Source organism: Marinomonas sp. AWM4_232, assembly GCF_056158325.1.
In genome coordinates this window covers 3,723,141-3,746,462 of sequence record NZ_JBSWTA010000001.1, presented here as the reverse complement: position 1 = coordinate 3,746,462, position 23,322 = coordinate 3,723,141, and the positions used below count along the sequence as shown (strand labels likewise).

Annotated in this window: 19 protein-coding genes and 1 pseudogene; 13 read left to right on the top strand and 7 right to left on the bottom strand. The window is 44.0% G+C overall.

Going from position 1 to position 23,322, the window contains the following annotated elements:
- The first annotated feature begins 2 nt into the window (after positions 1-2).
- The 3 genes and pseudogenes from ACXAC1_RS17730 to ACXAC1_RS17720 all read left to right on the top strand — a co-directional run bounded on the left by ACXAC1_RS17730 (position 3) and on the right by ACXAC1_RS17720 (position 1,593).
- Positions 3-392, top strand: coding sequence for a hypothetical protein (locus ACXAC1_RS17730; protein WP_475063213.1), 390 nt, complete (start codon positions 3-5; stop codon positions 390-392).
- A gap of 30 nt (positions 393-422) precedes the next feature.
- A pseudogene (locus ACXAC1_RS17725) lies at positions 423-881 on the top strand (TRAP transporter large permease subunit).
- Positions 781-1,593, top strand: coding sequence for a TRAP transporter large permease subunit (locus ACXAC1_RS17720; protein ID WP_475063211.1), 813 nt, complete (start codon positions 781-783; stop codon positions 1,591-1,593). The pseudogene ACXAC1_RS17725 and the gene ACXAC1_RS17720 overlap by 101 nt, the downstream one beginning before the upstream one ends.
- A gap of 132 nt (positions 1,594-1,725) precedes the next feature.
- Here ACXAC1_RS17720 and ACXAC1_RS17715 read toward each other — a convergent pair whose 3' ends face one another.
- Positions 1,726-2,226: a GAF domain-containing protein gene (locus ACXAC1_RS17715; protein WP_475063209.1), complete on the bottom strand. Its 501-nt coding sequence runs from the start codon at positions 2,224-2,226 to the stop codon at positions 1,726-1,728.
- A 173-nt stretch (positions 2,227-2,399) separates the two neighbouring features.
- Here ACXAC1_RS17715 and ACXAC1_RS17710 point away from each other — a divergent pair, with 173 nt between their 5' ends.
- From ACXAC1_RS17710 to ACXAC1_RS17695, 4 genes are all read left to right on the top strand, one after another.
- The gene (locus ACXAC1_RS17710; protein ID WP_475063207.1) at positions 2,400-2,999 is read left to right on the top strand and encodes a short chain dehydrogenase; all 600 of its coding nucleotides are present in this window, start codon (positions 2,400-2,402) and stop codon (positions 2,997-2,999) included.
- A 44-nt stretch (positions 3,000-3,043) separates the two neighbouring features.
- Positions 3,044-3,940, top strand: a complete 897-nt coding sequence (locus ACXAC1_RS17705; protein ID WP_475063206.1) for a LysR family transcriptional regulator — start codon at positions 3,044-3,046, stop codon at positions 3,938-3,940.
- 105 nt (positions 3,941-4,045) lie between these two features.
- Positions 4,046-5,077 carry a threonine aldolase family protein gene (locus ACXAC1_RS17700; RefSeq protein ID WP_475063204.1) on the top strand — a complete coding sequence of 344 codons (1,032 nt, stop codon included), beginning with the start codon at positions 4,046-4,048 and terminating at the stop codon, positions 5,075-5,077.
- 111 nt (positions 5,078-5,188) lie between these two features.
- Positions 5,189-5,461, top strand: coding sequence for a hypothetical protein (locus ACXAC1_RS17695; protein ID WP_475063202.1), 273 nt, complete (start codon positions 5,189-5,191; stop codon positions 5,459-5,461).
- A gap of 60 nt (positions 5,462-5,521) precedes the next feature.
- Here the strand turns inward: ACXAC1_RS17695 and ACXAC1_RS17690 are convergent, their stop codons facing one another.
- The 6 genes from ACXAC1_RS17690 to ACXAC1_RS17665 all read right to left on the bottom strand — a co-directional run bounded on the left by ACXAC1_RS17690 (position 5,522) and on the right by ACXAC1_RS17665 (position 13,514).
- The gene (locus ACXAC1_RS17690) at positions 5,522-7,792 is read right to left on the bottom strand and encodes a putative bifunctional diguanylate cyclase/phosphodiesterase (protein WP_475063200.1); all 2,271 of its coding nucleotides are present in this window, start codon (positions 7,790-7,792) and stop codon (positions 5,522-5,524) included.
- Between the two features lie 119 nt (positions 7,793-7,911).
- Positions 7,912-9,027, bottom strand: a complete 1,116-nt coding sequence (locus tag ACXAC1_RS17685) for a DUF1513 domain-containing protein (protein WP_475063198.1) — start codon at positions 9,025-9,027, stop codon at positions 7,912-7,914.
- Positions 9,028-9,029: 2 nt separating this feature from the next.
- Positions 9,030-10,085: an imelysin family protein gene (locus ACXAC1_RS17680; protein WP_475063197.1), complete on the bottom strand. Its 1,056-nt coding sequence runs from the start codon at positions 10,083-10,085 to the stop codon at positions 9,030-9,032.
- Positions 10,085-11,434 (bottom strand): di-heme oxidoreductase family protein, encoded by a 1,350-nt coding sequence (locus tag ACXAC1_RS17675; protein ID WP_475063195.1) that lies wholly within the window; start codon positions 11,432-11,434, stop codon positions 10,085-10,087. Before ACXAC1_RS17675 ends, ACXAC1_RS17680 begins: the two co-directional genes overlap by 1 nt.
- Before the next feature lie 62 nt (positions 11,435-11,496).
- The gene (locus ACXAC1_RS17670) at positions 11,497-12,792 is read right to left on the bottom strand and encodes an imelysin family protein (RefSeq protein ID WP_475063193.1); all 1,296 of its coding nucleotides are present in this window, start codon (positions 12,790-12,792) and stop codon (positions 11,497-11,499) included.
- A gap of 146 nt (positions 12,793-12,938) precedes the next feature.
- Positions 12,939-13,514 (bottom strand): hypothetical protein, encoded by a 576-nt coding sequence (locus ACXAC1_RS17665; RefSeq protein ID WP_475063191.1) that lies wholly within the window; start codon positions 13,512-13,514, stop codon positions 12,939-12,941.
- A gap of 308 nt (positions 13,515-13,822) precedes the next feature.
- Between ACXAC1_RS17665 and ACXAC1_RS17660 the strand changes: the two genes are divergently transcribed.
- The 6 genes from ACXAC1_RS17660 (at position 13,823) to ACXAC1_RS17635 (ending at position 23,135) form a co-directional block, all read left to right on the top strand.
- Positions 13,823-15,004: a BaiN/RdsA family NAD(P)/FAD-dependent oxidoreductase gene (locus ACXAC1_RS17660; protein WP_475063189.1), complete on the top strand. Its 1,182-nt coding sequence runs from the start codon at positions 13,823-13,825 to the stop codon at positions 15,002-15,004.
- Positions 15,005-15,374: 370 nt separating this feature from the next.
- On the top strand, positions 15,375-18,887 hold the full coding sequence (gene hsdR, locus ACXAC1_RS17655) for a type I restriction-modification system endonuclease (RefSeq protein WP_475063187.1): 3,513 nt from the start codon (positions 15,375-15,377) through the stop codon (positions 18,885-18,887).
- A 234-nt stretch (positions 18,888-19,121) separates the two neighbouring features.
- On the top strand, positions 19,122-20,117 hold the full coding sequence (locus ACXAC1_RS17650) for an Abi family protein (RefSeq protein WP_475063185.1): 996 nt from the start codon (positions 19,122-19,124) through the stop codon (positions 20,115-20,117).
- 11 nt (positions 20,118-20,128) lie between these two features.
- On the top strand, positions 20,129-21,001 hold the full coding sequence (locus tag ACXAC1_RS17645) for a class I SAM-dependent DNA methyltransferase (protein ID WP_475063184.1): 873 nt from the start codon (positions 20,129-20,131) through the stop codon (positions 20,999-21,001).
- The gene (locus tag ACXAC1_RS17640) at positions 20,998-21,699 is read left to right on the top strand and encodes an N-6 DNA methylase (RefSeq protein WP_475063852.1); all 702 of its coding nucleotides are present in this window, start codon (positions 20,998-21,000) and stop codon (positions 21,697-21,699) included. The genes ACXAC1_RS17645 and ACXAC1_RS17640 overlap by 4 nt, the downstream gene beginning before the upstream one ends.
- Positions 21,699-23,135 (top strand): restriction endonuclease subunit S, encoded by a 1,437-nt coding sequence (locus ACXAC1_RS17635; RefSeq protein ID WP_475063182.1) that lies wholly within the window; start codon positions 21,699-21,701, stop codon positions 23,133-23,135. The genes ACXAC1_RS17640 and ACXAC1_RS17635 overlap by 1 nt, the downstream gene beginning before the upstream one ends.
- Positions 23,136-23,322: the final 187 nt, after the last annotated feature.

The following is a 23,322-nucleotide window of genomic DNA, read 5'->3' as shown; positions in this document are numbered from 1 at the left end:
AAGTGGTGACACTTTCAAGGCGGCTAGAAGAAACAGTTGGTTCGTATGAGGACCTTCAGCTTGTATGGTTTGAAAACCGAGAAGCATTAGGGTTGTCTGACAGTCTCGGACTAAATTCCTTGTTGACCCAAAACGGAAACGTGCTTTTTGATATTTCTCTGTCACGTGTAAATCAATTCAGTGTCCCCATCAGTGTGGCGCAAAAAGGGCTGATTGAAAACGGAAGCCAATCTGATGTTATTAAAATTCAGCAGGCTTTGACTGAGCTGATGTCTATGGTCGAGGACTTTGGTTGGGAATCCAATGATATTGGTAAAGCGGTGTTGGATTACGCTCAAGTGTCTCTCTTGATTAGCAAAGATAAACAACTGTCTATTCATTTGCCGCCATGACATTAGTGTTATCGATCGTTTACGACGTCGATGTATCATTCTTTAATGACCACAGGGTTTTGGTCGGTTAACTCTATCATCCTACTGGCTTTGCCACTGTTTGTGATGACAGGTTACCTGATGCAAGCAGGGGGTATGGCAAGTCGATTGGTTCACTTCGTTGAATCGTTAGTGGGTAAATCTCGTACTGGATAGGCTCATCAATGGTCATGGCCTGTGGTGTGTTTGGTGCGATTTCAGGCACAGCTTCTGCAGCAGTGGCAGATTACGATTGGTTCTATGGAAAACCATGGCTACAAGCGAGAATATACCAGTGCGCTATTGGGCATTTCATCTCTATTAGGGCTGTTAATCCCACCCAGTTTGACGATGATTTTATATTGCAGTAGTGACTCGTCAATCAGTGGCTGCATGTTTCTTGGCGACGATCGGTCCCGGTATTCTGTTGATCATCATGTTGTGTCTTTTGAACTGGATCAAGATGCGTAATGCGCCAGGCGAAGTGGTCAAAATGACCTTTAAAGAGCGCACAGACCTTATCAGCAAAAACTTTTGGAAGGCGATGCCTGCCTTAATGTTGCCAGTGATTATCCTAGGCGGTATTTACGGAGGCGTATTTACACCGACAGAAGCAGCAGCCATTGCCGTGGTGTACGCAATCCCTGTCGGTCTGTTTGTGTACCGTGAATTAAGCCTTAAAGATCTTGCGCGTTGCCTTGTCAGTGCTGCAGCAACAACGGGCGTGATCATGGTGATCCTTGTGTTCTCATTTGTTTCAAGCCGTATTTTTACGTTTGAGCGTGTGCCACAAGAACTAACCGAACTGTTGATGGAAACGTTCCAAAACAAGATTCTTATTTTGCTTGTTGTGAACATCTTTCTGATTCTGCTAGGCATGATTATGGATGATGTCAGTGTTGTTGCAATCATCAGTCCATTGTTACTGCCAGTAATGGTTAACATCGGTGTGGACCCAATTCAGTTTGCAGCGATCGTGGGTACCAGTGTTGTTATTGGCTGTAATAGCCCACCGATGGCCCCGATACTGTTTATGACCTGTCGAATAGGTAAAGTGGGTATGAGTCAGGTTATGAAACCGGCGTTGTTCTTTATGTTCTTTGCCGCATTACCTGTCATGCTGGTGACAACATACTGGCCACCATTGGCGCTGTACCTGCCAAAAATGTTTGGTTACTTGTAACTCGGTGGGGTTTATTTAGATCTGCTTACACACTCTCTACGTAGATGATTTGTAGGGTTCTTGACCCTTTCAATACATCACCCTTTTGGGAAGCATGCATTGGTCATCCAGTCATGCTTCCTTTTTTATTTCTTAAACTTTCCAGTTCCAGTCACTAGCCTCAACAAAGCTTGCGACAAGTGTCTCGATGCCTTGTTGATCATCTTGAGTGAAACGATGGGTCACGGGGCTATCTATATCAAAGACGGCTTTTAATTCGCCGTTGACGATCACTGGAATCACTAATTCCGAATTAGACGCCGCATCACATGCAATGTGGTCAGGAACCGCATGTACATCATCGACACGCTGTGTTGTTAAGCTTCGAGCCGCAGCACCACAAACGCCGCGTTGAAATGGGATGCGCGTGCAGGCCACTTTGCCAACATAAGGACCGAGGACCAGCTCTTCTTGACGGGCAAAATAGAATCCCGCCCAGTTTAGTTCAGGCAATGATTGCATGATAAAAGCGGAGAATTGTGCGGCGTTACAAATCAGGTCTGTTTCACCTGTTAGCAAGGCTTTCAGTTGTTGGTTTAGATCTTGGTACAACTCTGCTTTTGGCAGGCTGTTATCGACTTCAATGTTGAACATGGAATGGGTAACTCCAATCGGATGTAGAAATGTTGCAGCAGACTAACGTAATTCTAATGAAAACGATAGATTGTTCATAAATTTGAACAGACTGTTATCTATTGGGCTATTATTGTGTTCAATGAGTTCTCCTATGATGAGCTTACTTTAAAACAGAAAGCTTGGAGAAACAGATGAAAATATTAGTCGTAGGTGCACACGGCACGATTGGTTCTGGTGTTATCAATGAATTAGCAGATCGCCATGAAATGATTACCGCGGGGCGTACCAGTGGAGATGTGACCGTGGACTTAACCGATGTAGACTCTATCCGTGCGATGTACCAAAAGGTAGGTAATGTGGATGCCGTGATTGCCTGTTCAGGTCACACCAAATGGGCATCCGTTTTGGACATGACAGCCCAAGATTACCAATTCGGTTTAGATGACAAACTGATGGGGCAAGTTAATCTCGTGCTCGAAGGTATTGATTATCTTAATGATGGCGGTTCGTTTACCTTAACATCTGGGGTAACAGACCATGTTCCTGTGCCAATGGGGTCGTCTGCATCCATGGTGGCGTGTGCATTAAGTGGATTTGTTATGTCTGCTGCGACGGAATTGCCTCGTGGTATTCGCCTTAACTTGGTGAGCCCTGGGGTGATTGAAGAGGCGATGGACAAATACGGTGCGTTTTTCCGTGGGCATCAGCCCGTGCCAGCGAGTCGTGCTGCGTTAGGCTATGCCATGAGCGTTGAAAGTAAACAAACAGGTCAAACATTCAGAATTGTCTGAGCGCATTTTGCTGGCATGACCAATTCTGAAGAGTTGGGAGTTCTATGCAGGAAGTGGTTCAAGAAATGATTACCTTTGCAGTGGTCAATCGAGAGGGCAGCCTAACGGCTGCCGCTCAAGCATTAGGTAAATCAAAAGGTTATGTCAGCACACACATTGCGCGTCTAGAGTCTTTTATGGAGACCAAGCTGCTGTTTCGCTCTACCCGTAAGATCGCGCTAACCAAAGCGGGCGCATTGTTGTTACCCCATTGCGAAGCCTTGGTTGAGCGTTTGGATCTTGCGAAACACACCATGAGTGAGAGTCATGAGCAAATGTCAGGGGAGATTCGTCTCACCATTCCCATGTCTTTTGGGCATTTTGCCATTCAAACCTGGATATCAGAGTTTAAGCAGCTTTATCCAAACGTGATGTTGTCGGTTAGCTTATCCAATACCCCATTTGACCTCGAAAACAGTGACTTTGATTTGGCTATTCGTGCGGCAAACGATGTTTCTAATCTGGATTATGTTGCAGTGCATTTAGCTAGCTTTCACTACGCATTGTATGCATCTAAACAATACCTAATCGAGAAAGGGGAGCCGAAGACTATTAACGAGCTTGCTCATCATGATGCTGTGTTACACAGTGAGGTAGATGTTTCCAACACATGGCAGTTGATAACTTCAGAACAATCGGTTGCGATTGTGCCCAAAGCTAGTTGTTCATTTAATAGTGCAGAAGCCTGTCTGCAAGCAGCCAAAATGGGGTTAGGAATTGCGCGACTGCCAGACTATTTGGCTACGGGAACGGACTTAATAAGAGTATTAAGTCATTACCATTCATCTCCTATTGCGGTTCAGCTGATTTACCCTTATCAAGGCCAGCAACCAAGACGAGTTCGCGCCTTGATTGATTTCTTAAAAGCAAAACGGGAATTAGGCAATTTGTTAAAAAGATGAGTATCAAAAGTATCGAGAGTTATTTTTTACAAGTGAACAACGCGTTACCCTGATACGCTTGAGTAGATAAATATTGTCTACGCAAACGTAATGATAGGAGTTTACATGCGTTACAGCTTTCTAAATGATTACAGTGAGGGTGCTCATCCTAGTATTCTTAATGCTTTGGCTGAGTCTAACATGATTCAACAAACGCCCTATGGGGATGATGTGTTTTCAGTGGATGCAAAGCAACGTATCCGCAAGCATCTTGGAGCGTCTTTCTCGGGTAGTGTGCATTTTGTTGCTAGTGGAACCTTAGCAAACCTCGTATCGATCAGCAGTGTGCTAAGGCCCTACGAAGCGGTGATCACCGTAAAATCGGGACATATTGTGTCACATGAAGCGGGTGCGATTGAGGCCACGGGGCATAAACTGATTACCGTCCCTGGTGTAGAAGGCAAGCTAACGCCAGACAACCTGAGAGAAGCCATCGCTAAAAACTCTTTCTTCCCACATATGGCAAAACCAGGGCTGATTTATATCTCCAATGTCACTGAAATGGGTACCGTTTATACTCATGCTGAGCTTAGCACTCTATCTTCGATCGCTAAGGAACATGGACTATTGTTGTTCATGGACGGTGCTCGTATGGGGATGGCGCTGGCGTCTAATAAGAATGACATGACCCTAGCTGATATTGCTGAACTGTGTGACGTCTTTTGGATCGGTGGTACTAAAGTTGGAGCGTTACTAGGAGAAGCGATTGTTGTCAGTAACCCAGACTTAGTCGAAGGCTTTGATATCTGTATTAAGCAAAAAGGTGGTTTGCTAGCAAAGGGTCGTCTGCTGGGCGTGCAGTTCCAAATTTTGTTCAACGATGAACTGCTATATGTTGACATCGCAAGGCACGCGAATGCGATGGCCGCACAATTGGCACAAGGCATTAAAGCGGCTGGTTACGATCTACAGGATGAACCGGATGCTAACCAAGTGTTTGCGATTTTACCGAATACATTAATTGAAACACTTAAGCAGTCGTTTGAGTTTTTCGTCTGGCAACCTGTGGATGATAAAAAATCGTTGGTGCGCTTGGTAACGTCTTGGGCGACAGAAGAATCTCAAGTTATTCGTTTTGTTGAACAACTGAGCAGTTAAAGGAACGACTACTTGAAAAGTGAATAGGGCGTGAAACTTAAGATCTGTTCATGCCCTAAGTATTCAATCTGTGGTTTAATTACCTCATGAATGATGAGTCTTGAGGTATGTATGACACGAGTTTTAACTTCCCGAATTGTAAAAGGGTTTTCCATACTAGCGGTTGCTTTCAGTGCTAATTTTGCTATGGCCGAAACTTCTGACGATTGCACTGCGAAGCTAGAAAAATATTTGGACACGCTGCGTAAAAATGTTGCCTCGGATTACATTTCACCTAGACAAAAAGAAGCCTCACAGAAATTGATTGATAAGGCCGCGAGACTGCGTGCTAACACAGAATACACTTATACGGATTGCGCTGTATTCGATAAATTACTGTTCTAATTCCAATCTCGAAGCAATAAAAAAGCTGGCATCGCCAGCTTTTTTATTGCTTCATTATAACTAGTACACCATTCTTAGTTGCTTTGCTTTCTCGTTGTTATTCTCTGTCCAATCAGAAATCGGAGAAGGTTTACCAAAGTAGTAGCCTTGCAATGTGTCACACCCTAAACTAATTAATAAATTAGCTTGTTCACGTGTTTCAATACCTTCTGCAATGACACTCATATTAAGAGAGCGTGCTAACTGGATCGTGGACTTAACGATATCAAGATGTCGACGATCATTTGGTAAAGGCGCAACAAAACGTCGGTCTATCTTTAGAATGTTTGCGGGAATGTCGATCAACTGACCCATGGAGGCTTGACCTGTGCCAAAGTCGTCAATAGCAATAGAATACCCGTACTGAGATAAAGCGCGCAAACGTTTATGAATCAAAGGGTTGGTCATCACAGGGCTGGTTTCTGTGATTTCTAGCTCAAGCATTTCACCCAGCCAATTACGTTCTGATGTCATTGACATCAGCAAAGCAAAGAACATATCGTTCATCAGCTCTTGTCCTGCTAGGTTGAATGCTATTGGGGTTTTAATACTCTCTTTATGCCAAGCTTCTAATACTTCAACTAACTGTCTTAAAAGGTTTTCAGCAAGTTTAGGTAAAAGGCCTAATTCTTCCGCAAGTCGGATGAAAATGATAGGCGATACAAATGAGCCGTCGTCTAAGCGCCAACGTGCAAGGGCTTCAAAGGAGCGTATTTCACCTGATGAAACGACCTGTGGCTGAAGCCAAATTTGGATCTGCTTGTTTTTGATTGCGTCACCTAAAGCCAAGCCAAGCTTGTGCTCTTGAATAAGTTTCGCTTCAAGTTGTTGATCGAAGAATGCAATACGTTCCGCTGAGGTTGAGTATTCCAAGGCCATCTCACATCGCTCTAAAAGCTCTTCTGCTGTTTCTCCTTCATTTTGGTAATAAGTTACGCCAATTTGATAATCAACGTTAAGAACATTACTACCAATACGTATTTGAGCTGGCAAGACAGATTTTATTAAGGTTCTTATATTGCGCTGTATTAAATATGTTTGCCCAACAGGCATAAAGCACGCAAATTTTACGCCTCGTAAGCGACCGGAAATAGTCTTATCAGATAGCCTTGATTGCATGGTGCGTGAGAAGTTTAAGATGACCTTGTTGGCTTGTTCACGGCCATATTGCTTGTTAAGCAATTTAAATTGACTGATGCGAATGATAAACATGGCTCCAGTGTAATACTCGGCAACGTTTCGGATGCGATGATTGACCTGATGGCAAAAGTTTTCATGATTTGGAAGTCGTGTCAAAGCATCAAAATAAGCAAGACGTGAGTTGGTTTGTTGAGTATTTTCAAGTTGAGTGGTCAGGGCTCTTAGATGGGTAATGTCTTGTAGATGGAGAACATAGTGACCATGGGTGGTTAAGCTCGATCGATGTACCTCTAAGTGACTTTTAGTGTTGGCTTTTAAAACGCATTCAGAAACATTATTCTGCCAAAAAAATTTGTTAGACGCGTCTGACGTCGAAGCAATCCAATCGTTGATTTTTGAGCCTTCAATCTCTTTAGCAGAGACATTTGGAAATAAATCTAGAGCTTTTTGATTCAACTTAAGAACCACGCCTCGCTTATCACATAATAATGTCGGAGTACCGGTATGCTCGAAGATTTCTTCGTATAGTTCAGATTGATGATTTAGTCTATTCGCAAACTCTCGTAAGTGATTGATACTCTCTTGTAAGGTTTTAAGCATTCTTGAAACAGCAAGAGGTAAACCAAAATTAAGCACCGCAAAAAGCATCAATTGCATATATAAATGACTGGCTTCAAATGCAGTTTCTTGCTGATTACTTAAATAGAGGTCGATACATAACGTAGCAATATTGGCGATGCTTATGAACAACGAGTATCTGAAGCTATAAAAAAGTCGAACGATCAGAGGGATAGAGTATAAAGTAATAATACCAAACTCTACGCCATTGGATGTATCAGACAAAGCAATAAAAAAAATGCCAGTTACCGCACTAAGTGCTGGAAAAGCAAACGAAGCAAATCGATTGTATTTACCGGAGAAAATCAATAATACGGCGAATAAGGCAGAATATAATGCTCCCAAAGCTACAAAAATTTGGGAAGAATCGCTAGAACTGAATAAGACTAGACAGTGCACAGTGTATGCAAGAACGGCTAGCAAACTAACGGATAGAAGAATCCTTAGAGCGCTGATACGAAAGCGACTAGATTGGCCGGAATCGCTGTCAGTGTCATCAAGTACAAAATACTGTTTAAAAAAGTTTAATAACATCAAACTACTACAATCAGATTTAAGGCAGCTACCTTACACAAATGTGCAAGACAGCCTGTCAACACTACCTAAAAAAACTGCCTCTGACCATCCTGAGATTGATGCAATTTGTGAAAAACTTATATGTTTAGTTCAATACGGCGTAGATGATTGTCCCAGTGCACCCCAGCCAGCTGATTTATTTGGCTAATTTGACTATTACGGGGCGCAGAAAGCAACTGCTTACCTGTGCCACTGGTCAATACAAACTCATTTGTTTTGTCCGTGGCAACCAGACCACATACATCACGGCAGTTGTCCACTTTTAAAAATGTTCGTGACGGGACATCCCAATATGCGACAAAGCCTCCTCGAGGAGTGCTGATGGCCAAGGTTTCACCTGATTGGTCAAAACAGACACTGCCACAATATTGTTTAAAGCGTGCTCTAACGTGTTCAGGGATAGGCAAGTATTCCAAATCTTTTGATTCCTTAGTAGAAATCGCAACCAATGGTACTTGTTCCCATAACTCACCTTGGTATTGGAAGCCCAGAGCCACTTCTCCTTTAGCATTAACGTCTAAGTGTCGAATGCTTAACTTATGAAGCTCTGGTGCATGGCTAATTTGGTTGAGTATCGAACCATCTTTTAATGACAAATAAGTGACATTAGGCTGCATCGTATCCAAATTCAGAATGTCACGATCGTTGTTCGGGTGAGTTTTTAAGCCGCCATTAGCAATAACTAAGGTAGATTGGTCCATTAACACCGATTCATGAGGGCCGATACCGCCACTTGAATATTCATGCAGAACATCACCAGTTGGCCACTGGCGCAAAACGATTTTCCCTTCGCCAGTCGGGTAGTGGTTTTCTTGTGTGATTAACGTTTGACCATCTTCGGTAAATACGGCATGTCCATAAAAATGATGGTCTTTTAATGGCTCGATACGAGAAAACAACTTACCTGTTATGGGATTGAAAAAATCGATATAAAAACCAGGACGACGCGCTACCGCACCGACCACCGAATGGGTCGGGTGAACGACTGGCGCATGAGCCCTATCGGGTAACGCCATAGACCAAAGCAGTTCGCCATTCGTTAAGAAAGCACCGATAAAATGCTCTGATTTGCTTTTGGAAAAAGCAGATATGAACAGTTCTTGGTTAGACTTCACCGGGATAGACAATGCCCAAGTAGGGATCGTCCACGCAGCCAATGATGACGCTAAGAATTGACGTCGGCTCAAATTCATAATCAATCTCCATCACGGCTATTGAAGCCGATTTGGAACCCCATTGAAGTCACTAAGTTAGTGAGTGTTTGTTGGCTATTTGAAATAGCGCTGACTAGAGGTTTTGCCATCTCAACTCGTTGTTCTTGAGTATAAGACCCAGTGAAGTAGTCCGATGGTAATTGCATTGCAATCTTCAGGTTGTCAGCTAAAGAGTTTTCGAGACTCTGCGCTAACTCAGGCTGTTGAGCCTTAGCTGCGTCGTACAGTGACGGCGAACCAACATGATAAAGAGTACGGTAGGATTTTAGATTAGTTTTGATCGCCTCTAGAGACTGTTCGCTACGATAAAACTCTGCCAGTTTTAGATTGGCGCGTTCTTTATATCCGATTGGAACTTCAAGTTTGGCGTCTTTTACTACTGACATATGCTCCAACCACTGCTGAACCATTTGTTCTAAAACAAGGTGCTCTGCAGAAGTTGTGGCGCCTTCTTCAGGAAAGATCCAGTCGGTCGCTTTGCTTTGTTTCCATTGATTAAGCACGTCTTGTGTTGTGCTGGCATGATGCTGACTGACGGCTTGGAGAACTTCACAATCGCTTGGTCGAGCCACGACATTAAAATCACCATGATATAGCAGTGATTCAATTGCAGTCATACCACGAACGGCAATACTCGCTGAGGTCCAGAACTTTGGGGCCTGCATCGTCTGTGGATCTGCACTTAGGCTGCGTAACTGTCGTTGAGTCACGCCTTTTTTATCCGGCCAGTACTCGTATGCGTAGTAACGCATGAAGTAGGTAACAGGTCCGAAATTAAGCCACTGCAACTTCTGCCAATCTTCGACATTGTTGATAAAAGCCTGCTTTGCATCGAGGAGTGTTTGTTCGCTCGGTGCGCTACATAATGCCTGAGTGGAGGTCGCTAAAGCTTCAGCACTTTGACTAAATTGAGAGTATTTAGGAACGATAAACTGGCTTTGGATTTGTTCTAGAGTGACATCCAGGCTATCCGCTGTAGCTTGGCCTGCTGTAATGATTGCGAGAGCGGAAAAAAGCGCTTTTTTACTGAATAACATTATAGTGACTCCAAGAATCGGATAAATAAATCGCGTTGTTTCGCATTTAAGTTTTTGTAAGCCATTTTACTGGCTTGAGCTTCGCCACCGTGCCAAAGAATGGCTTCTTCAATCGTACGTGCACGGCCATCGTGTAAGAAACCGTTTCGTCCAGATACCTTTTCAGATAAACCAATTCCCCAGAGTGGCGCGGTACGCCATTCTTGAGGCGCAGCGTTGAGAACCGGAAACTCGTTGGCTAGGTCAGGGCCCATGTCATGCAAAAGCATATCAGTAAACGGGTAAAAGTCTCTATGAGCCAACGCAGCAAATTCTGAGGAGCCTGTGGTTAATTTGGGGCGATGGCAACTACCACAATTTAAATCATCAAAGATTTTCTTAGCGGGTCTAAACCAAGGCTCATTAAGGTTCCTCATGGCAGGAGGTCGGCTTAGGGCGACATAAGTATTTAGCAGTCGAGTTTGTTCCACGCCAACTTCCAAGTCATCAATGTGCTGACTATTACCGTTTGGTGCAGACAAGCAGTCTAGCTGTTCAGCGGTACAGTCACCACTAGGTGCTGGGAATAACGGTGTAGAAAGGCCTAAATCACCATTAAAGGCGGATTGGTTTTGCGCTGTAAGGGATGTCACACTGGCTTTATGGCCAAATTTCCCTAATAGTTTTTTGCCATTTACTTCAAGCCAATTAGCCTTGCCAGAGATACCGTCGTTGTCATCATCATCTGGATCAGCGAATTCTAAAATGGTTTGCGGATCGACAGCATCAAGTAATCCCATACCCACAAGCGGTGGCGTAACACGCAGCGAGACACCGGTTTCTTCTGACATTGGGCCATAATTTAAAGAAGTCCAATGTAAGCTTGGAGAGCGCATTTGTACTTGATGACCATCTGGGAACGTTTCTGTTTTTTCATGCCAAGTGATTCGGTAGTCACCCTCTGGCTGAATATTGGTAGAGCTAAGCGGATGGAATTGGCGTCCATAAATATAGTCGCCTACGACACCTGTACTGGAAAGTTGTGTCTTGCTGCCTAAGCGGATAAAAAAAGAAGGGACTTCACTGCCTAATTGTTCGGCGGTTGGTGCATGTCCTCGACCACTATTGATATGGCAACTGTGACAAGAGCGAGCGTTAAAAAGTGGTCCTAAGCCATCACTGGCTGTCGTAGAGGACGGGGAGGGGACCCAAAAGCGTTCAAACACACTTTCCCCAATATAGAACGACTGTTTTTCCTCTGCAGACAGATTTGCAAAAGGTTGTTTATAAGCATCACTAAGACCGTCGGCTAATGCACTGACGCTGATAAACGTGAGCGCGGCGACATAGTATCTCGACAAGATCATCATTACATTGTTTCTCTAACGACAAAAGGGGTGACACTGTCACCCCTTTGTAAAGCACTGCTCGATTATTCGAAGACTGCGCTTGGGTTATCCAAACTGTCAGATCCTTCAAGAGCGATATCTTGTAGGTCTAGAGTACGGATCAAGTCTTCCGTCGTACGAGTCTGATCAACTAGAGAATCAACAAATGTTTGCACTAGAGCATTACCTGCAGTGTTATTCATCGCAATCAAGACGTCAAACGTTTGACCTTTTTTAGCGGCTTCCACCATAGCAAGACCCGCAGCATCTGTTTTCTTAAGGTCAGCTTTCATCTCTAGGTCTAGAGCAGGATCCTGTTTAGCAATCAATGCAGACAGTGATGGGCCTTTAACCCAGCTGCCATCAACACGCTTGTATTCGCCTAGGTAAACGTTTTCGATACCTTTCGCATCGTAGTAATGAGACCAGTGCGTGTTATCAGAAAAACAATCATGCTCTTCTTCTGGGTCATGAAGCATTAGGCCAAGTTTGGTACGCTCACCACCAAGCTCACCGTAAGCAAGGCTACCCATACCTGTAAGGATAGTGCTTAGGCCTTCTTCAGCCGTTTGATCAGTCAACGCTGTACGCGCTTCACCGCCTTGTTTCCATGCATTTGCCATGAACTCAAGATCCGATACTAGCAAGTCAGTCGCAGCAGCTAAGTATTGACGACGACGGTCACAGTTACCGTTAGTACAGTTATCAACATCGAAGTCTGTTGCTGGACGTTCACCCGCACCAGGTTTTGTGCCATTTAGATCTTGGCCCCATAGTAGGAACTCAATAGCGTGGTAGCCGCTTGCTACGTTCGCTTCAACGCCATCAGCTTCTTGAAGGTAGTTAGCAATAAGCTCAGGAGTGATTGTGCTCGCATCAACTGCTTGACCGCCGATCATTAGTTTAGGATTAGCAATGACGTTTGCAGTGTATAGAGGGTTGATGTCAGATTCTGAACCGTAAGATGTGGCTGATACGTAGTCGATCAAACCTTCATCTAGAGGCCAAGCGTTAACTTTGCCTTCCCAATCGTCAACAATCGCGTTACCAAAGCGGTAAACTTCTGTTTGCTGGTAAGGTGCGCGAGCAGCAATCCAAGCATCTTTAGCTGCTTGAAGGTTGTACTCAGTAGGTTGAGCTAAGAAAGCATTGATCTTGTCTTGTAGCGTCAATGCTGTGGTGTACGAATCTCCGTATGCAGCTTCTGCAATGTCAGCGTAATGCGTCACAACTGATTCTGGTGTGACGGCAACGTTGTCTGTTTTAACCGATTGAGTGCCACAAGCAGTCAACATGCCGGCAGCAATGATTGCTGCGATAGGGGTCAACACTTTTTTCATTGCTTTATTGCTCCTTATGCAAAATGTGCAAACATTCTAGGAAAAATGAAAATGATTATCAATAGTTAAAACTTTATCTAGATCAATCAATTCTTATTCTTAGTAAAAGCAATTAAGTAGCCAATTGTAGTCGTGGTCAGAGCAAGTTATTCACAGGTTACGCCGAATTGACTAAGAGATTTTGTGGGTAATTTATATGAGCAGCTTGCATCACGGTAATGATCTTCACTCTCCCAAGAAATGGAAACCGTTGTTGGCGAGCTTTGTTTGTAGCTTGGGATGAAGCGGTAGGACGCCAACACTTCTATATCACTGTTTGGGCCAAGCTCAATTGAGTGACCGATTAACCTTTGACGAGTGGAAGGATCGTACAAAGTGTAATCAGTTGTGTATTCTCTGTTGCCGTTCTCATGTTCAAAGTAAAGCCAAATTTTGCGATAAGTCACCGACTCGCTGCTTGGATTAGAAAGGGTGAATTTTGTGAATATTTGCTGAGGCTGGCTTAACGACTGACTGGCTTTTACAAAACCAGTTTGGTCAGTAGAGCGTTGCCACGGACTGGTTGCACCGTACGAAATACTGGCAAGTTCGATACTGGCCTTAGCGACTTTCTGACTCGCAAAATTCAACAGATCTTTTGCTGGAGCGTACATAGCCATCAACATCATTGCTAAAATTACGTAAGAAGATTTACCGCGTAAGAAGTGGATCAAAGTGTTCATAAACTCACCTATACTGTATCGATGTACAGCACTGTATAAAAAAACATATAGTTGATGCAAGCTTTTTCTTGACGGTTTCTTGAACACAGGTGGTTATTGATTCAGAGCGAAGTAAGTAAATAAAATATAAAAAAGTGCTTGATTTAAAAAAGTGCACTGATTTGTAAGGGAAAAATTGATATTCCCACAGTCTTTTTCACCTTTTCTGTGGAAATAAAATGGAATGCAATTTGCTGTAAACAAATGAACTAGCGCAAGACAATTTTGCTGTTTTCGGTATAATGCCCGACTCGAAAATAGGGGTATCAATGGAAAGTTTTGACGTAGTAATTATCGGTGCAGGTGCATCAGGCTTATTCTGTGCAGCGCAAGCTGGTTACCGTGGTCGTAAAGTGTTGGTAATTGACCATGCAAATAAAGCTGGTAAAAAAATCCTGATGTCTGGTGGCGGACGCTGTAATTTCACAAACCTTGATGCTGCCCCTAAACATTACTTATCGAACAATCCTTATTTTTGCATTTCGGCATTGAAGCGTTATACCTCTTTTGATTTCGTTGAGCTGGTAGATCGTCACGCGCTTGACTATGTTGAAAAGGCCCCCGGTCAATTTTTCTGCGAACATTCTGCAAAAGATCTGCTACAAATCCTTTTAACAGAATGTGAATGGTCTGGATCAGAAATCCGTCTTAATACTTCTGTTCAGCAGATTACAAAAAGTGAAGAGTCATTCATGTTGGTGACGAATTCTGGAAGCATTAAATGTAACTCCTTAGTGGTTGCTACAGGTGGCCTGTCTATACCGACTTTAGGTGCGTCTGGTTTTGGTTATCAGATCGCTGAGCAGTTTGGTTTAAGCGTACTACCTAGGCGCGCAAGCTTGGTTCCGATCACAATTCAACCAGCCATGAAAGAAAAGTTATCCACACTCTCTGGTGTCAGTGTGGATATTGAAGCGACTGCCAATGATGTTAGCTTTAAAGAGCCGATGCTGTTTACCCATCGAGGCATCAGTGGCCCTGCGATTCTTCAAATAAGCAATTTCTGGCAACCAGGTGATGACTTACAACTTAATCTATTGCCAGAGATCGATCCTGAGCTTCATTTCAAGCAAGTACGTCAAGATAAGCCGAAAAGGGCACTTGAAACAGAACTTACCAGCTTATTGCCAAAACGATTTGTCGAACTGATGAAGCAAGATTTCTCGTGGCTAAGTAAACCTATGGCTGAGTTATCTAACGATCAGCTAGCTGAAATTACCCATTACTTAATCCACTTCGATGTCCAACCGAATAGTACAGAAGGCTATCGAACAGCCGAAGTCACCTTAGGTGGCATTGATACAGACCAAGTAAGCTCTAAAACCTTTGAATGCAACACTGTAAAAGGTTTGTACTTTATTGGTGAAGTGCTAGACATCACCGGCTGGCTAGGGGGTTACAACTTCCAATGGGCATGGAGTAGCGGGTATGCAGCGGGGCAGTATGTTTGATTGGATTCAAACAATTAAACCGTATACTTTGTAATTAACCTTAAACTTTTAGCGTAAAAACTAGGAATTGCACCGTATACTTTTCCAAGTCCAAAAATTACTCATAAGCCTCTATCCCTTACTGGGTGGGGGCTTTCGTGTTTTTAAAGCTAATTTCTTAGAAACATGAAATTAAACCATATACTTTTCTTCAATGCACAGGTTTAGTGCATCGAAAGACGCTCCACTAAACTTTGCCTGTTTACTCATTCCATACTTGCGAGTCACTATGTTAAATTCATTGTATCTTGATCATGCATTACCTATGGTCTAGTGAAGCCTCATGCCATGGTAGGAGGTAAACAGTTAGCGGAATGGAAGCAGTATAACAATGCAGACACCTTCGAACTTTGCTTTTCTGAAAGAACACGATCCTCTTTTTGTGGAATTGGCTGTTGGCGCTGAGCGAGTTTTTGCCAGTGATCCGAACACTACTTTGATCAAGCTTCGCCAGTTAGGAGAAGCCTTAGCTCAACATATAGCGTCATTAATTGGTGTAGAGTTTGATGAGAAGACCACTCAAGTCGATTTACTCTATCAGTTAAACCGAGAGCTAGAGTTTGAACCTTCCGTTCGAGAGCTTTTTCATACTCTCCGTGTAGAGGGCAACAAAGCAACTCACCAGTTTAAAACTCGTCACAAAGAAGCGCTTGATGGTCTTAAGTTTGCTCGTGAGCTAGCGATCTGGTTCCACCAGTCTTTCGGTAAACAAGGCACTTCTTTTAAAGCGGGACCATTCATTCCACCGTCCGACCCAAGTAGTCAATTACGCCAGCTTCAGACTGAAATTGAGAATCTCAAAAACGATTTATCAGAGGCGAACGTCAAACTAGATACCAGTAAGCAGCTTAATGACCTGATCAATAAGGAAAAGACTGAATACGAAGCACTCGCTTTGATGATGGATGAAGAATCAAAAGAGCTGGCTGACTTAGCGAAAGTACACGAGCAGGCTTTATCGGAACAACGCAAAGAGTTCGAAGATACGATTCGTGCGTTGAAACAACGCCTTAAAGATCAAGATGACAAGGTAATTGCGCAACAGAAACAGCAAGTATCGAAAAATACCCGAGTAGCGGGCCAAAATATTTCGCTTAGTGAGGAGCTTACTCGCGTTATCATTGATCAGCAGTTACAAGAAGCAGGCTGGAAAGCGGATACCCAAGAGTTTACTTACAAAAAAGGTGTTCGTCCTGAGAAAGGTGTGAACAAGGCTATTGCTGAGTGGCCAACGAATGACGGTGAAAAAAGAGGTCGTGCTGACTATGTCCTATTTCGTGGGCTGACACCAATTGCTGTAGTAGAGGCAAAGAAAGAAAATACCAATGTCGCTGGTAAGATCCCTCAAGCGGAGTTTTACAGTAAAGGCTTTGCTTTAGAAGATGCGATGGCATCGGCTTGGGAACTTGCAGGGCGAACTATTGCTTGGGCTGATGATAACGAAGGTCACTATAAAGTACCATTTGTCTATTCTTGTAATGGACGCCCTTACATCCCACAGCTAGCTGAGCAGTCAGGCACATGGTTTAGAGATGTACGTGAATCTAGCAATACCAAACGAGCCTTACCAAAGTTCCATACGCCAGATGGTCTTTATGATTTATTAAAGCGCAGCAAGGAAGAAGCAGAGCAGAAGCTTCACCAAGAAAGTTTTACTTATCTGAAACTTCGTGATTACCAAGAAAAAGCCATTAGATCCGTTGAAAGTGTTCTGGAGCATAATGCCCAAAATGCATTGCTAGCAATGGCGACAGGTACAGGCAAAACACGAACTATTATTGGTCTGATCTATCGTTTCCTTAAAGCGGAACGATTTAAACGAATTCTATTTCTTGTTGATCGAACCGCATTAGGTAACCAAGCGATTGACTCGTTTAATGAAGCACCTCTTGAGCAAAACCATACTCTGTCAAAGATCTATAATGTAGCGGAATTCGGTGATATGGCATCTGAAGTGGAAACACGTATTCAGGTGGCAACGGTACAGGCCATGGTTAAACGTATTTTTATGTCAGATACGCCACCACCTATCGATCAATTCGACTGTATCATCATTGACGAAGCTCACCGTGGTTATACGCTTGATCAGGAAATGACCGAAGGTGAGCTTGCTACGCGTGATATCAGCCAATATGTGTCCAGCTATCGCAGAGTGCTTGAATACTTCGACGCTAAGAAGATTGCTTTAACAGCGACACCCGCTAAACATACATCAGAAATCTTTGGTAAACCGGTGTATACCTATTCCTACCGAGAGGCTGTCGCAGACGATTGGTTAATAGATCATGAGCCGCCCATACGCTATGAAACTTTATTGACCCAAAAGGGTATTAAGTTTGAAAAAGGCGATAGTGTAGAAGCCATCGATACGAAGACAGGCGTTATTAATACCGCTGAGTTAGAGGATGAGCTTAAATTTGATGTGGATGCGTTCAACAAACGGGTGATCAATGAAAACTTCAACAAAGTGATTTGTGATGAGCTGGCGGAGAAAGAATTAGATCCCTTCGGTGACGAAAAAACCATGATTTTTTGTGCGACAGATAGCCACGCAGACATGGTTAAACGATTGCTAGATGATGCTTTTAAAACATTTTATGGTGATGAATACAATCAAGCTGCGGTCGAGAAAATTACCGGCCAAAGTCATCAAGTCGATAAATTAATCAGCCGATATAAAAACGAGCGTTACCCTAATATTGCCATCACGGTGGACCTTCTAACTACCGGTATCGATGTGCCTAAGATCTGTAACCTTGTATTCTTACGTCGAGTTAAGTCTCGTATCCTTTATGAGCAAATGATCGGACGTGCTACACGCCGTTGTGATGAGATCGGTAAAACCGTCTTCCGAATTTACGATCCAGTGGATATCTACGCTGCATTGAGTGACGTTAATACGATGAAGCCACTGGTTAAAGATCCTAATATCACTATTGAGCAGCTAGTCAGTGAGATCAGCGATCCTGAGACATTAAACTATGCCATGAATAGCCCTGGTGAGACAGCGGATGAAAGCCATGCTGAGGTGATTTTGAACCAGCTTAGTCAAAAGCTGATGCGAGTATTGCGAAAAGCTGAGAAAGCATCCGAGAATAAGCCTGAGCTTAAAAACAAACTGGATGAGCTGCATGAACTTTGGGGTGTAGAGCCAAAACAGCTACATAAACACTTGCAGGACTTAGGGCCGCAGCAAGCCGCTGAGTTTGTAACCCTGCACTCGGGACTAATAAATCAATTATCTGAAGTGGCAATTCTAGTTGGCAGTGATCGTATGCCGGTGATTTCTGTTCACGAAGATGAGATTCGAGAGCGTACGCAAAGCTACGGTGCTCATCAGCGTCCTGAAGATTATCTGGAAAGCTTTAATTGCTTTATCAAAGATCAATTAAACCAAAGCGCGGCTTTGGCTGTGGTGGTCAATAAACCACGCGACATGACCCGTGAACAATTGAAAGAAGTGACGTTACTTTTGGATGGGGCGGGGTACTCAGAAGCAAATTTAAGAGCAGCCGTTCGTAATCAAACCAATCATGATATCGCCGCCAAAATAGTGGGTCACATCCGTCGTGCTGCCTTAGGAGAGCCACTGGTTCCTTTTGAAACTCGTGTTGCTCAAGCCATGGATAAAATATACAGCAGCCATACTTGGTCTATTCCCCAGCGTAAATGGCTTGATCGTTTAGCGAAACAATTAGTGCACGAAGTCATTATTGACAGAGAGTTTGTTAATGAGCGCTTTGCCGAACACGGTGGCTCAAAGCAATTTGATAAGGTGCTGAATAATCAACTCGATGTCGTCTTAGATGAACTTAGCGAAGCCATTTGGCCTAAACTCGCTTAATCCAAAAAAACGATGTTGATGAACTCAGGTGTTCTAAATATGTTTCAGGGAAAGTCCGTACAAGTACGTAGCGCAAACGCATTGATATCGAGTGTGTACGGGTTGCCTATGACCGTATTAATACCTATAATTCTCTGCAACATACCCGCCAAGCCTATGGCTCTCGTAGCTACGCTCAAATCGTGCGGGTTTTTTTTTGTCTACCATCTGCCTAAACGGAAGTGAGAGACGGCAATGATGGCTTTCGCTAAACCTGCGATTACTCCAGAACAACAGCTTACCTTACTTGAAGAGCGCGGCTTAAAAATCGTCGATCGCTCCCGAGCATTAGCATTTTTGCAGTCAGTAAGCTTCTTTAGACTGACGCCCTACATGCGTCCTTTTCAAGCTAACGCAGAGCATAACTTTATCGAAGGCACAGGCTTTCGGCAGTTGACCGAGATCTACGATTTTGACCGTCGACTACGTCTATTAGTAATGGATGCTATCGAGAGAACGGAAGTCGCCATTCGTGGACATATTAGCAATCACATGGGCACCAATTATGGCAGCCATTGGTACCTTGAATCACACTTTTTTAAAAACCGGCCACAGCACGAGCGCTTATTAAACGAAATTCGTAATAAGCAAGAAAGCGAACTTCGTGATTATCACCGAGAGTGTAGCCGAATAGACAAGCTCAACACGGACGAGGGGCGTAAAGCCAACCTGAAGCGCAAACGCCAACAGGAAAGCTATGCTCGTCATTATGCATTGACCTACGATGCACCAGAGCTGATGCCTAACTGGGCCATGGTAGAAGAAATCACCCTAGGCACCTTATCTCACTTATACAAGAACTTAAGCAAAGACAGCGATAAAAAGCTCATCGCAAGAGGGCTGGGGTTAGAAGCGCCCTTGCTCGAATCTTGGTTGCATACCTTGACCATGGTTCGAAACATCTGTGCTCACCATAGCCGTCTTTGGAATCGCGAACTGGGCATCAAACCCGCCGCTCCTAAAAGCGCGCGTATCCCTTGGCCAAGCTATTTGCGTCAGGGCAATATAGCGCTGCATACTCGTGCCGCGGTGATCTTACCCATTTTGCAACACTTTATGACGCACTGTGCTCCACATGCGAGTTGGAAGCAGCGCTTAACAGAGTTATTTCAAGAATTTCCCAATACGCCACTAACACCCATGGGATTGCCGCAAGACTGGCAATATGACCCATTTTGGCAAGACAACTAACGAGATGAACTATGACCAACAACGATATTGTACAAAAACTCTGGAACCTGTGTGATGTGCTACGTGATGACGGCATCAACTACAGTGATTACGTGACCGAGTTGGTACTGCTGTTATTTATCAAAATGGTGCATGAGAACACTGAGGCGGGTACATTGAAAAAACACCCGCTACCAGAAGGTTGTCGTTGGACGGACATCAATGAAAAGTCTGGCATCAACTTGCTGGACGACTACAAACGCATTCTGCTTAGCTTGTCATCCGGTAAAGACGCGCTTGGCAACTTGGTACATGAAGACCCATTAATCAGTGCGATCTACGCCGATGCCCAGACGCGCCTGCGTGAGCCACGTCACCTAGAGCAAATGATCAAAACACTGGATCAAATCGACTGGTTCAGTGCTCAAAAAGACGGCCTAGGGGATCTCTACGAAGGCTTACTAGAAAAGAACGCCTCTGAAACCAAATCCGGTGCGGGCCAGTACTTCACACCTCGCGCATTAATTAACAGCATGGTGCGCTGCCTTAAACCGCAAACTGGCGAAGTGATTCAAGACCCAGCGGCGGGTACCGCAGGGTTCTTGGTCGCTGCGGATCAGTATATGCGCGAGCAAACCGATGACTACTTTGACCTCAACAGCAAAGAGGCAGCATTTCAAAAGAACAACGCTTTTGTGGGTGTAGAACTGGTTCCAAATACCCGTCGTCTAGCGCTTATGAACTGTTTGCTACACGGTATGGAAGGGGATGACGAAGGTGTGGTTCATCTTGGTAACGCATTAGGTGAAGCGGGTAAATCCCTTAAACAAGCCGATATCATTCTCGCTAATCCGCCCTTTGGTACCAGCAAAGGGGGGAAGCGTCCAATACCCGTGATGATCTGACCTTTAAAACCAGTAACAAACAACTGGCGTTTTTACAGCATATCTACCGTAACCTAAAACCCGGTGGTCGTGCGGCGGTGGTATTACCCGATAACGTCTTGTTTGAAGCGGGTATTGGTACCGATGTGCGCCGTGACCTAATGGACAAATGTAATCTGCATACCATTCTGCGTTTGCCGACGGGGATTTTCTACGCACAGGGCGTGAAAACCAATGTGCTGTTCTTTACTAAAGGCTCGCCAAGCGACAAGCACCAAGAAGAAAACTGCACCGAAAACGTGTGGGTCTATGACCTACGCACCAATATGCCAAGCTTCGGCAAACGTACACCCTTTGGTGATGCGCACTTAGCGCCATTTGAGACTGTATACGGTGACAACGCTGATGGTACAAGCCCTCGTAGCGAAGGTGAATACAACTTTGGTTCCGAAGAAATCGAGGTCGAAAAAGACAACATCGAAGAAAACCAAGGCATTGATGATCGTCTCGTGCATTCACGCTGGCGCTGCTTTACCCGTGACTGGATCGCCGATACCAAAGGCGATTCACTCGACATCAGCTGGCTAAAAGACAAAGACAGCATCGATGCGGCAGATTTACCAGAGCCTACTGTATTAGCCAATGAAGCCAAAGATGAGCTGAAAGCCGCTTTAAGTGAGTTAGATAGCTTATTGAAAGCATTGGAAGGGGCAAATTGATGAGTGAAATTAGTTTGCCGGAGGGATGGTGCCATACAACCCTAGGTGGTGTAATTGAGCTGAAGTATGGTAAATCTTTACCTGCGAGGTTGCGTGACGGTGGCGAGTTTCCTGTTTATGGGTCAAATGGAGTTGTTGGCGGACATTCAGAACCGCTTATTAAAAGTAGCGGTTTAATCGTTGGTAGAAAGGGATCCTATGGCGAAGTACAAATTTCAGAACAGCCGTTTTTTCCAATTGATACAACTTACTTTGTTGATGAGCTAGGTCAGCAACCCTTAAAATATTGGTATTATCAACTTAAGTATTTGCCGCTAACGGAACTTAATCGTTCCACCGCAATTCCAGGCCTCAATCGTGAGGATGCATACGCTCAGGAAATATACTTCCCTCCACTCGCAGAACAAAAAGTCATCGCGGATAAACTCGACTCAATACTGGCTCAGGTGGAAACCACCAAAGCCCGCCTAGAACACATCCCTGAGATCCTAAAAACCTTCCGCCAGTCCGTGCTTGCATCCGCAGTGAGTGGGAAATTGACGGAAGAGTGGCGACTAGAGAATGTAAGTGATGAGACCGCATCTCATTTACTTGATCGATGGCTGTCTGAAAGAAAGCAACAATTCAACCTTGATCAAGAAAGAGATATAGCTTCTGGTAAAATTAAACGTCCTAAAAAATTTAAAGAGCCATCATCCCCAGATTTGGAAACTTCTGGTCCAATTACAATCCCCTCGGATTGGACGTGTGTCAGTGTTTCTGAGTTCGCTGAGTGTCTTGATAGTCAACGCATCCCAGTGAAAAAAGAAGATCGTGAATCCACTTCAGGTATTTACCCTTATTTAGGGGCTAATGGTGAAGTTGATAGAGTTGATAATTATATTTTTGATGATGATCTTGTTCTAGTGACTGAAGATGAAACTTTTTATGGAAGGGTAAAGCCTATAGCGTACCGTTACAGTGGTAAGTGCTGGGTGAATAATCATGTTCATGTTTTAAGAGCCATGAGCAAGGACGCAAATGACTATCTGTGTTATGCGTTAATGTACTACAAAGTAATCCCTTGGCTATCAGGAACAACTGGCAGAGCAAAGTTAACGCAAGCAGCGTTGAATGTTTTGCCAATAGGGCTACCACCCAGTAAAGAGATTTCTGAAATCGTTCAACGCGTTGAACAGCTATTCGCATTCGCGGATAGCGTGGAAGAAAAAGCCAATGCAGCCCGAGAGCGAGTGAATAAGCTGACTCAGTCGATTTTGGCGAAAGCCTTTCGCGGTGAGCTGACTGCTGACTGGCGTGCAGAGCATCCTGACTTGATCAGTGGTGAGAATAGCGCGGAAGCCTTGTTAGAGCGTATCAAAGCAGAGCGAGCAGCACTCTCACAAAGCAAAACGAAAAAGAAACCAGCCAAGAAAAAAATTAAGAAAGGCGCTTAATTACATCAAGTATCTCGTTACTTGAAGGAGGTGTGTTTTGAAGGGTATCGAAACAATCTTTATCTTCGCGGTCACCAAGTTGAGCGCATCATAATCGATGTTAAGCAAACGTAACACCCCACATCGCTTTGTAATCATCAAAATACAGATGGGTGCCTCAATCCTTATGCACCCAGTTAAAGAGTTA

What these genes read in the sequence shown, in the direction of transcription:
- ACXAC1_RS17715 (WP_475063209.1), bottom strand. Translation starts at nt 2,226, where the DNA reads ATGTTCAACATTGAAGTCGATAACAGCCTGCCAAAAGCAGAGTTGTAC.
- ACXAC1_RS17710 (WP_475063207.1), top strand. Translation starts at nt 2,400, where the DNA reads ATGAAAATATTAGTCGTAGGTGCACACGGCACGATTGGTTCTGGTGTT.
- ACXAC1_RS17705 (WP_475063206.1), top strand. Translation starts at nt 3,044, where the DNA reads ATGCAGGAAGTGGTTCAAGAAATGATTACCTTTGCAGTGGTCAATCGA.
- ACXAC1_RS17700 (WP_475063204.1), top strand. Translation starts at nt 4,046, where the DNA reads ATGCGTTACAGCTTTCTAAATGATTACAGTGAGGGTGCTCATCCTAGT.
- ACXAC1_RS17695 (WP_475063202.1), top strand. Translation starts at nt 5,189, where the DNA reads ATGACACGAGTTTTAACTTCCCGAATTGTAAAAGGGTTTTCCATACTA.
- ACXAC1_RS17690 (WP_475063200.1), bottom strand. Translation starts at nt 7,792, where the DNA reads ATGTTATTAAACTTTTTTAAACAGTATTTTGTACTTGATGACACTGAC.
- ACXAC1_RS17685 (WP_475063198.1), bottom strand. Translation starts at nt 9,027, where the DNA reads ATGAATTTGAGCCGACGTCAATTCTTAGCGTCATCATTGGCTGCGTGG.
- ACXAC1_RS17680 (WP_475063197.1), bottom strand. Translation starts at nt 10,085, where the DNA reads ATGTTATTCAGTAAAAAAGCGCTTTTTTCCGCTCTCGCAATCATTACA.
- ACXAC1_RS17675 (WP_475063195.1), bottom strand. Translation starts at nt 11,434, where the DNA reads ATGATGATCTTGTCGAGATACTATGTCGCCGCGCTCACGTTTATCAGC.
- ACXAC1_RS17670 (WP_475063193.1), bottom strand. Translation starts at nt 12,792, where the DNA reads ATGAAAAAAGTGTTGACCCCTATCGCAGCAATCATTGCTGCCGGCATG.
- ACXAC1_RS17665 (WP_475063191.1), bottom strand. Translation starts at nt 13,514, where the DNA reads ATGAACACTTTGATCCACTTCTTACGCGGTAAATCTTCTTACGTAATT.
- ACXAC1_RS17660 (WP_475063189.1), top strand. Translation starts at nt 13,823, where the DNA reads ATGGAAAGTTTTGACGTAGTAATTATCGGTGCAGGTGCATCAGGCTTA.
- hsdR (WP_475063187.1), top strand. Translation starts at nt 15,375, where the DNA reads ATGCAGACACCTTCGAACTTTGCTTTTCTGAAAGAACACGATCCTCTT.
- ACXAC1_RS17650 (WP_475063185.1), top strand. Translation starts at nt 19,122, where the DNA reads ATGATGGCTTTCGCTAAACCTGCGATTACTCCAGAACAACAGCTTACC.
- ACXAC1_RS17645 (WP_475063184.1), top strand. Translation starts at nt 20,129, where the DNA reads ATGACCAACAACGATATTGTACAAAAACTCTGGAACCTGTGTGATGTG.
- ACXAC1_RS17635 (WP_475063182.1), top strand. Translation starts at nt 21,699, where the DNA reads ATGAGTGAAATTAGTTTGCCGGAGGGATGGTGCCATACAACCCTAGGT.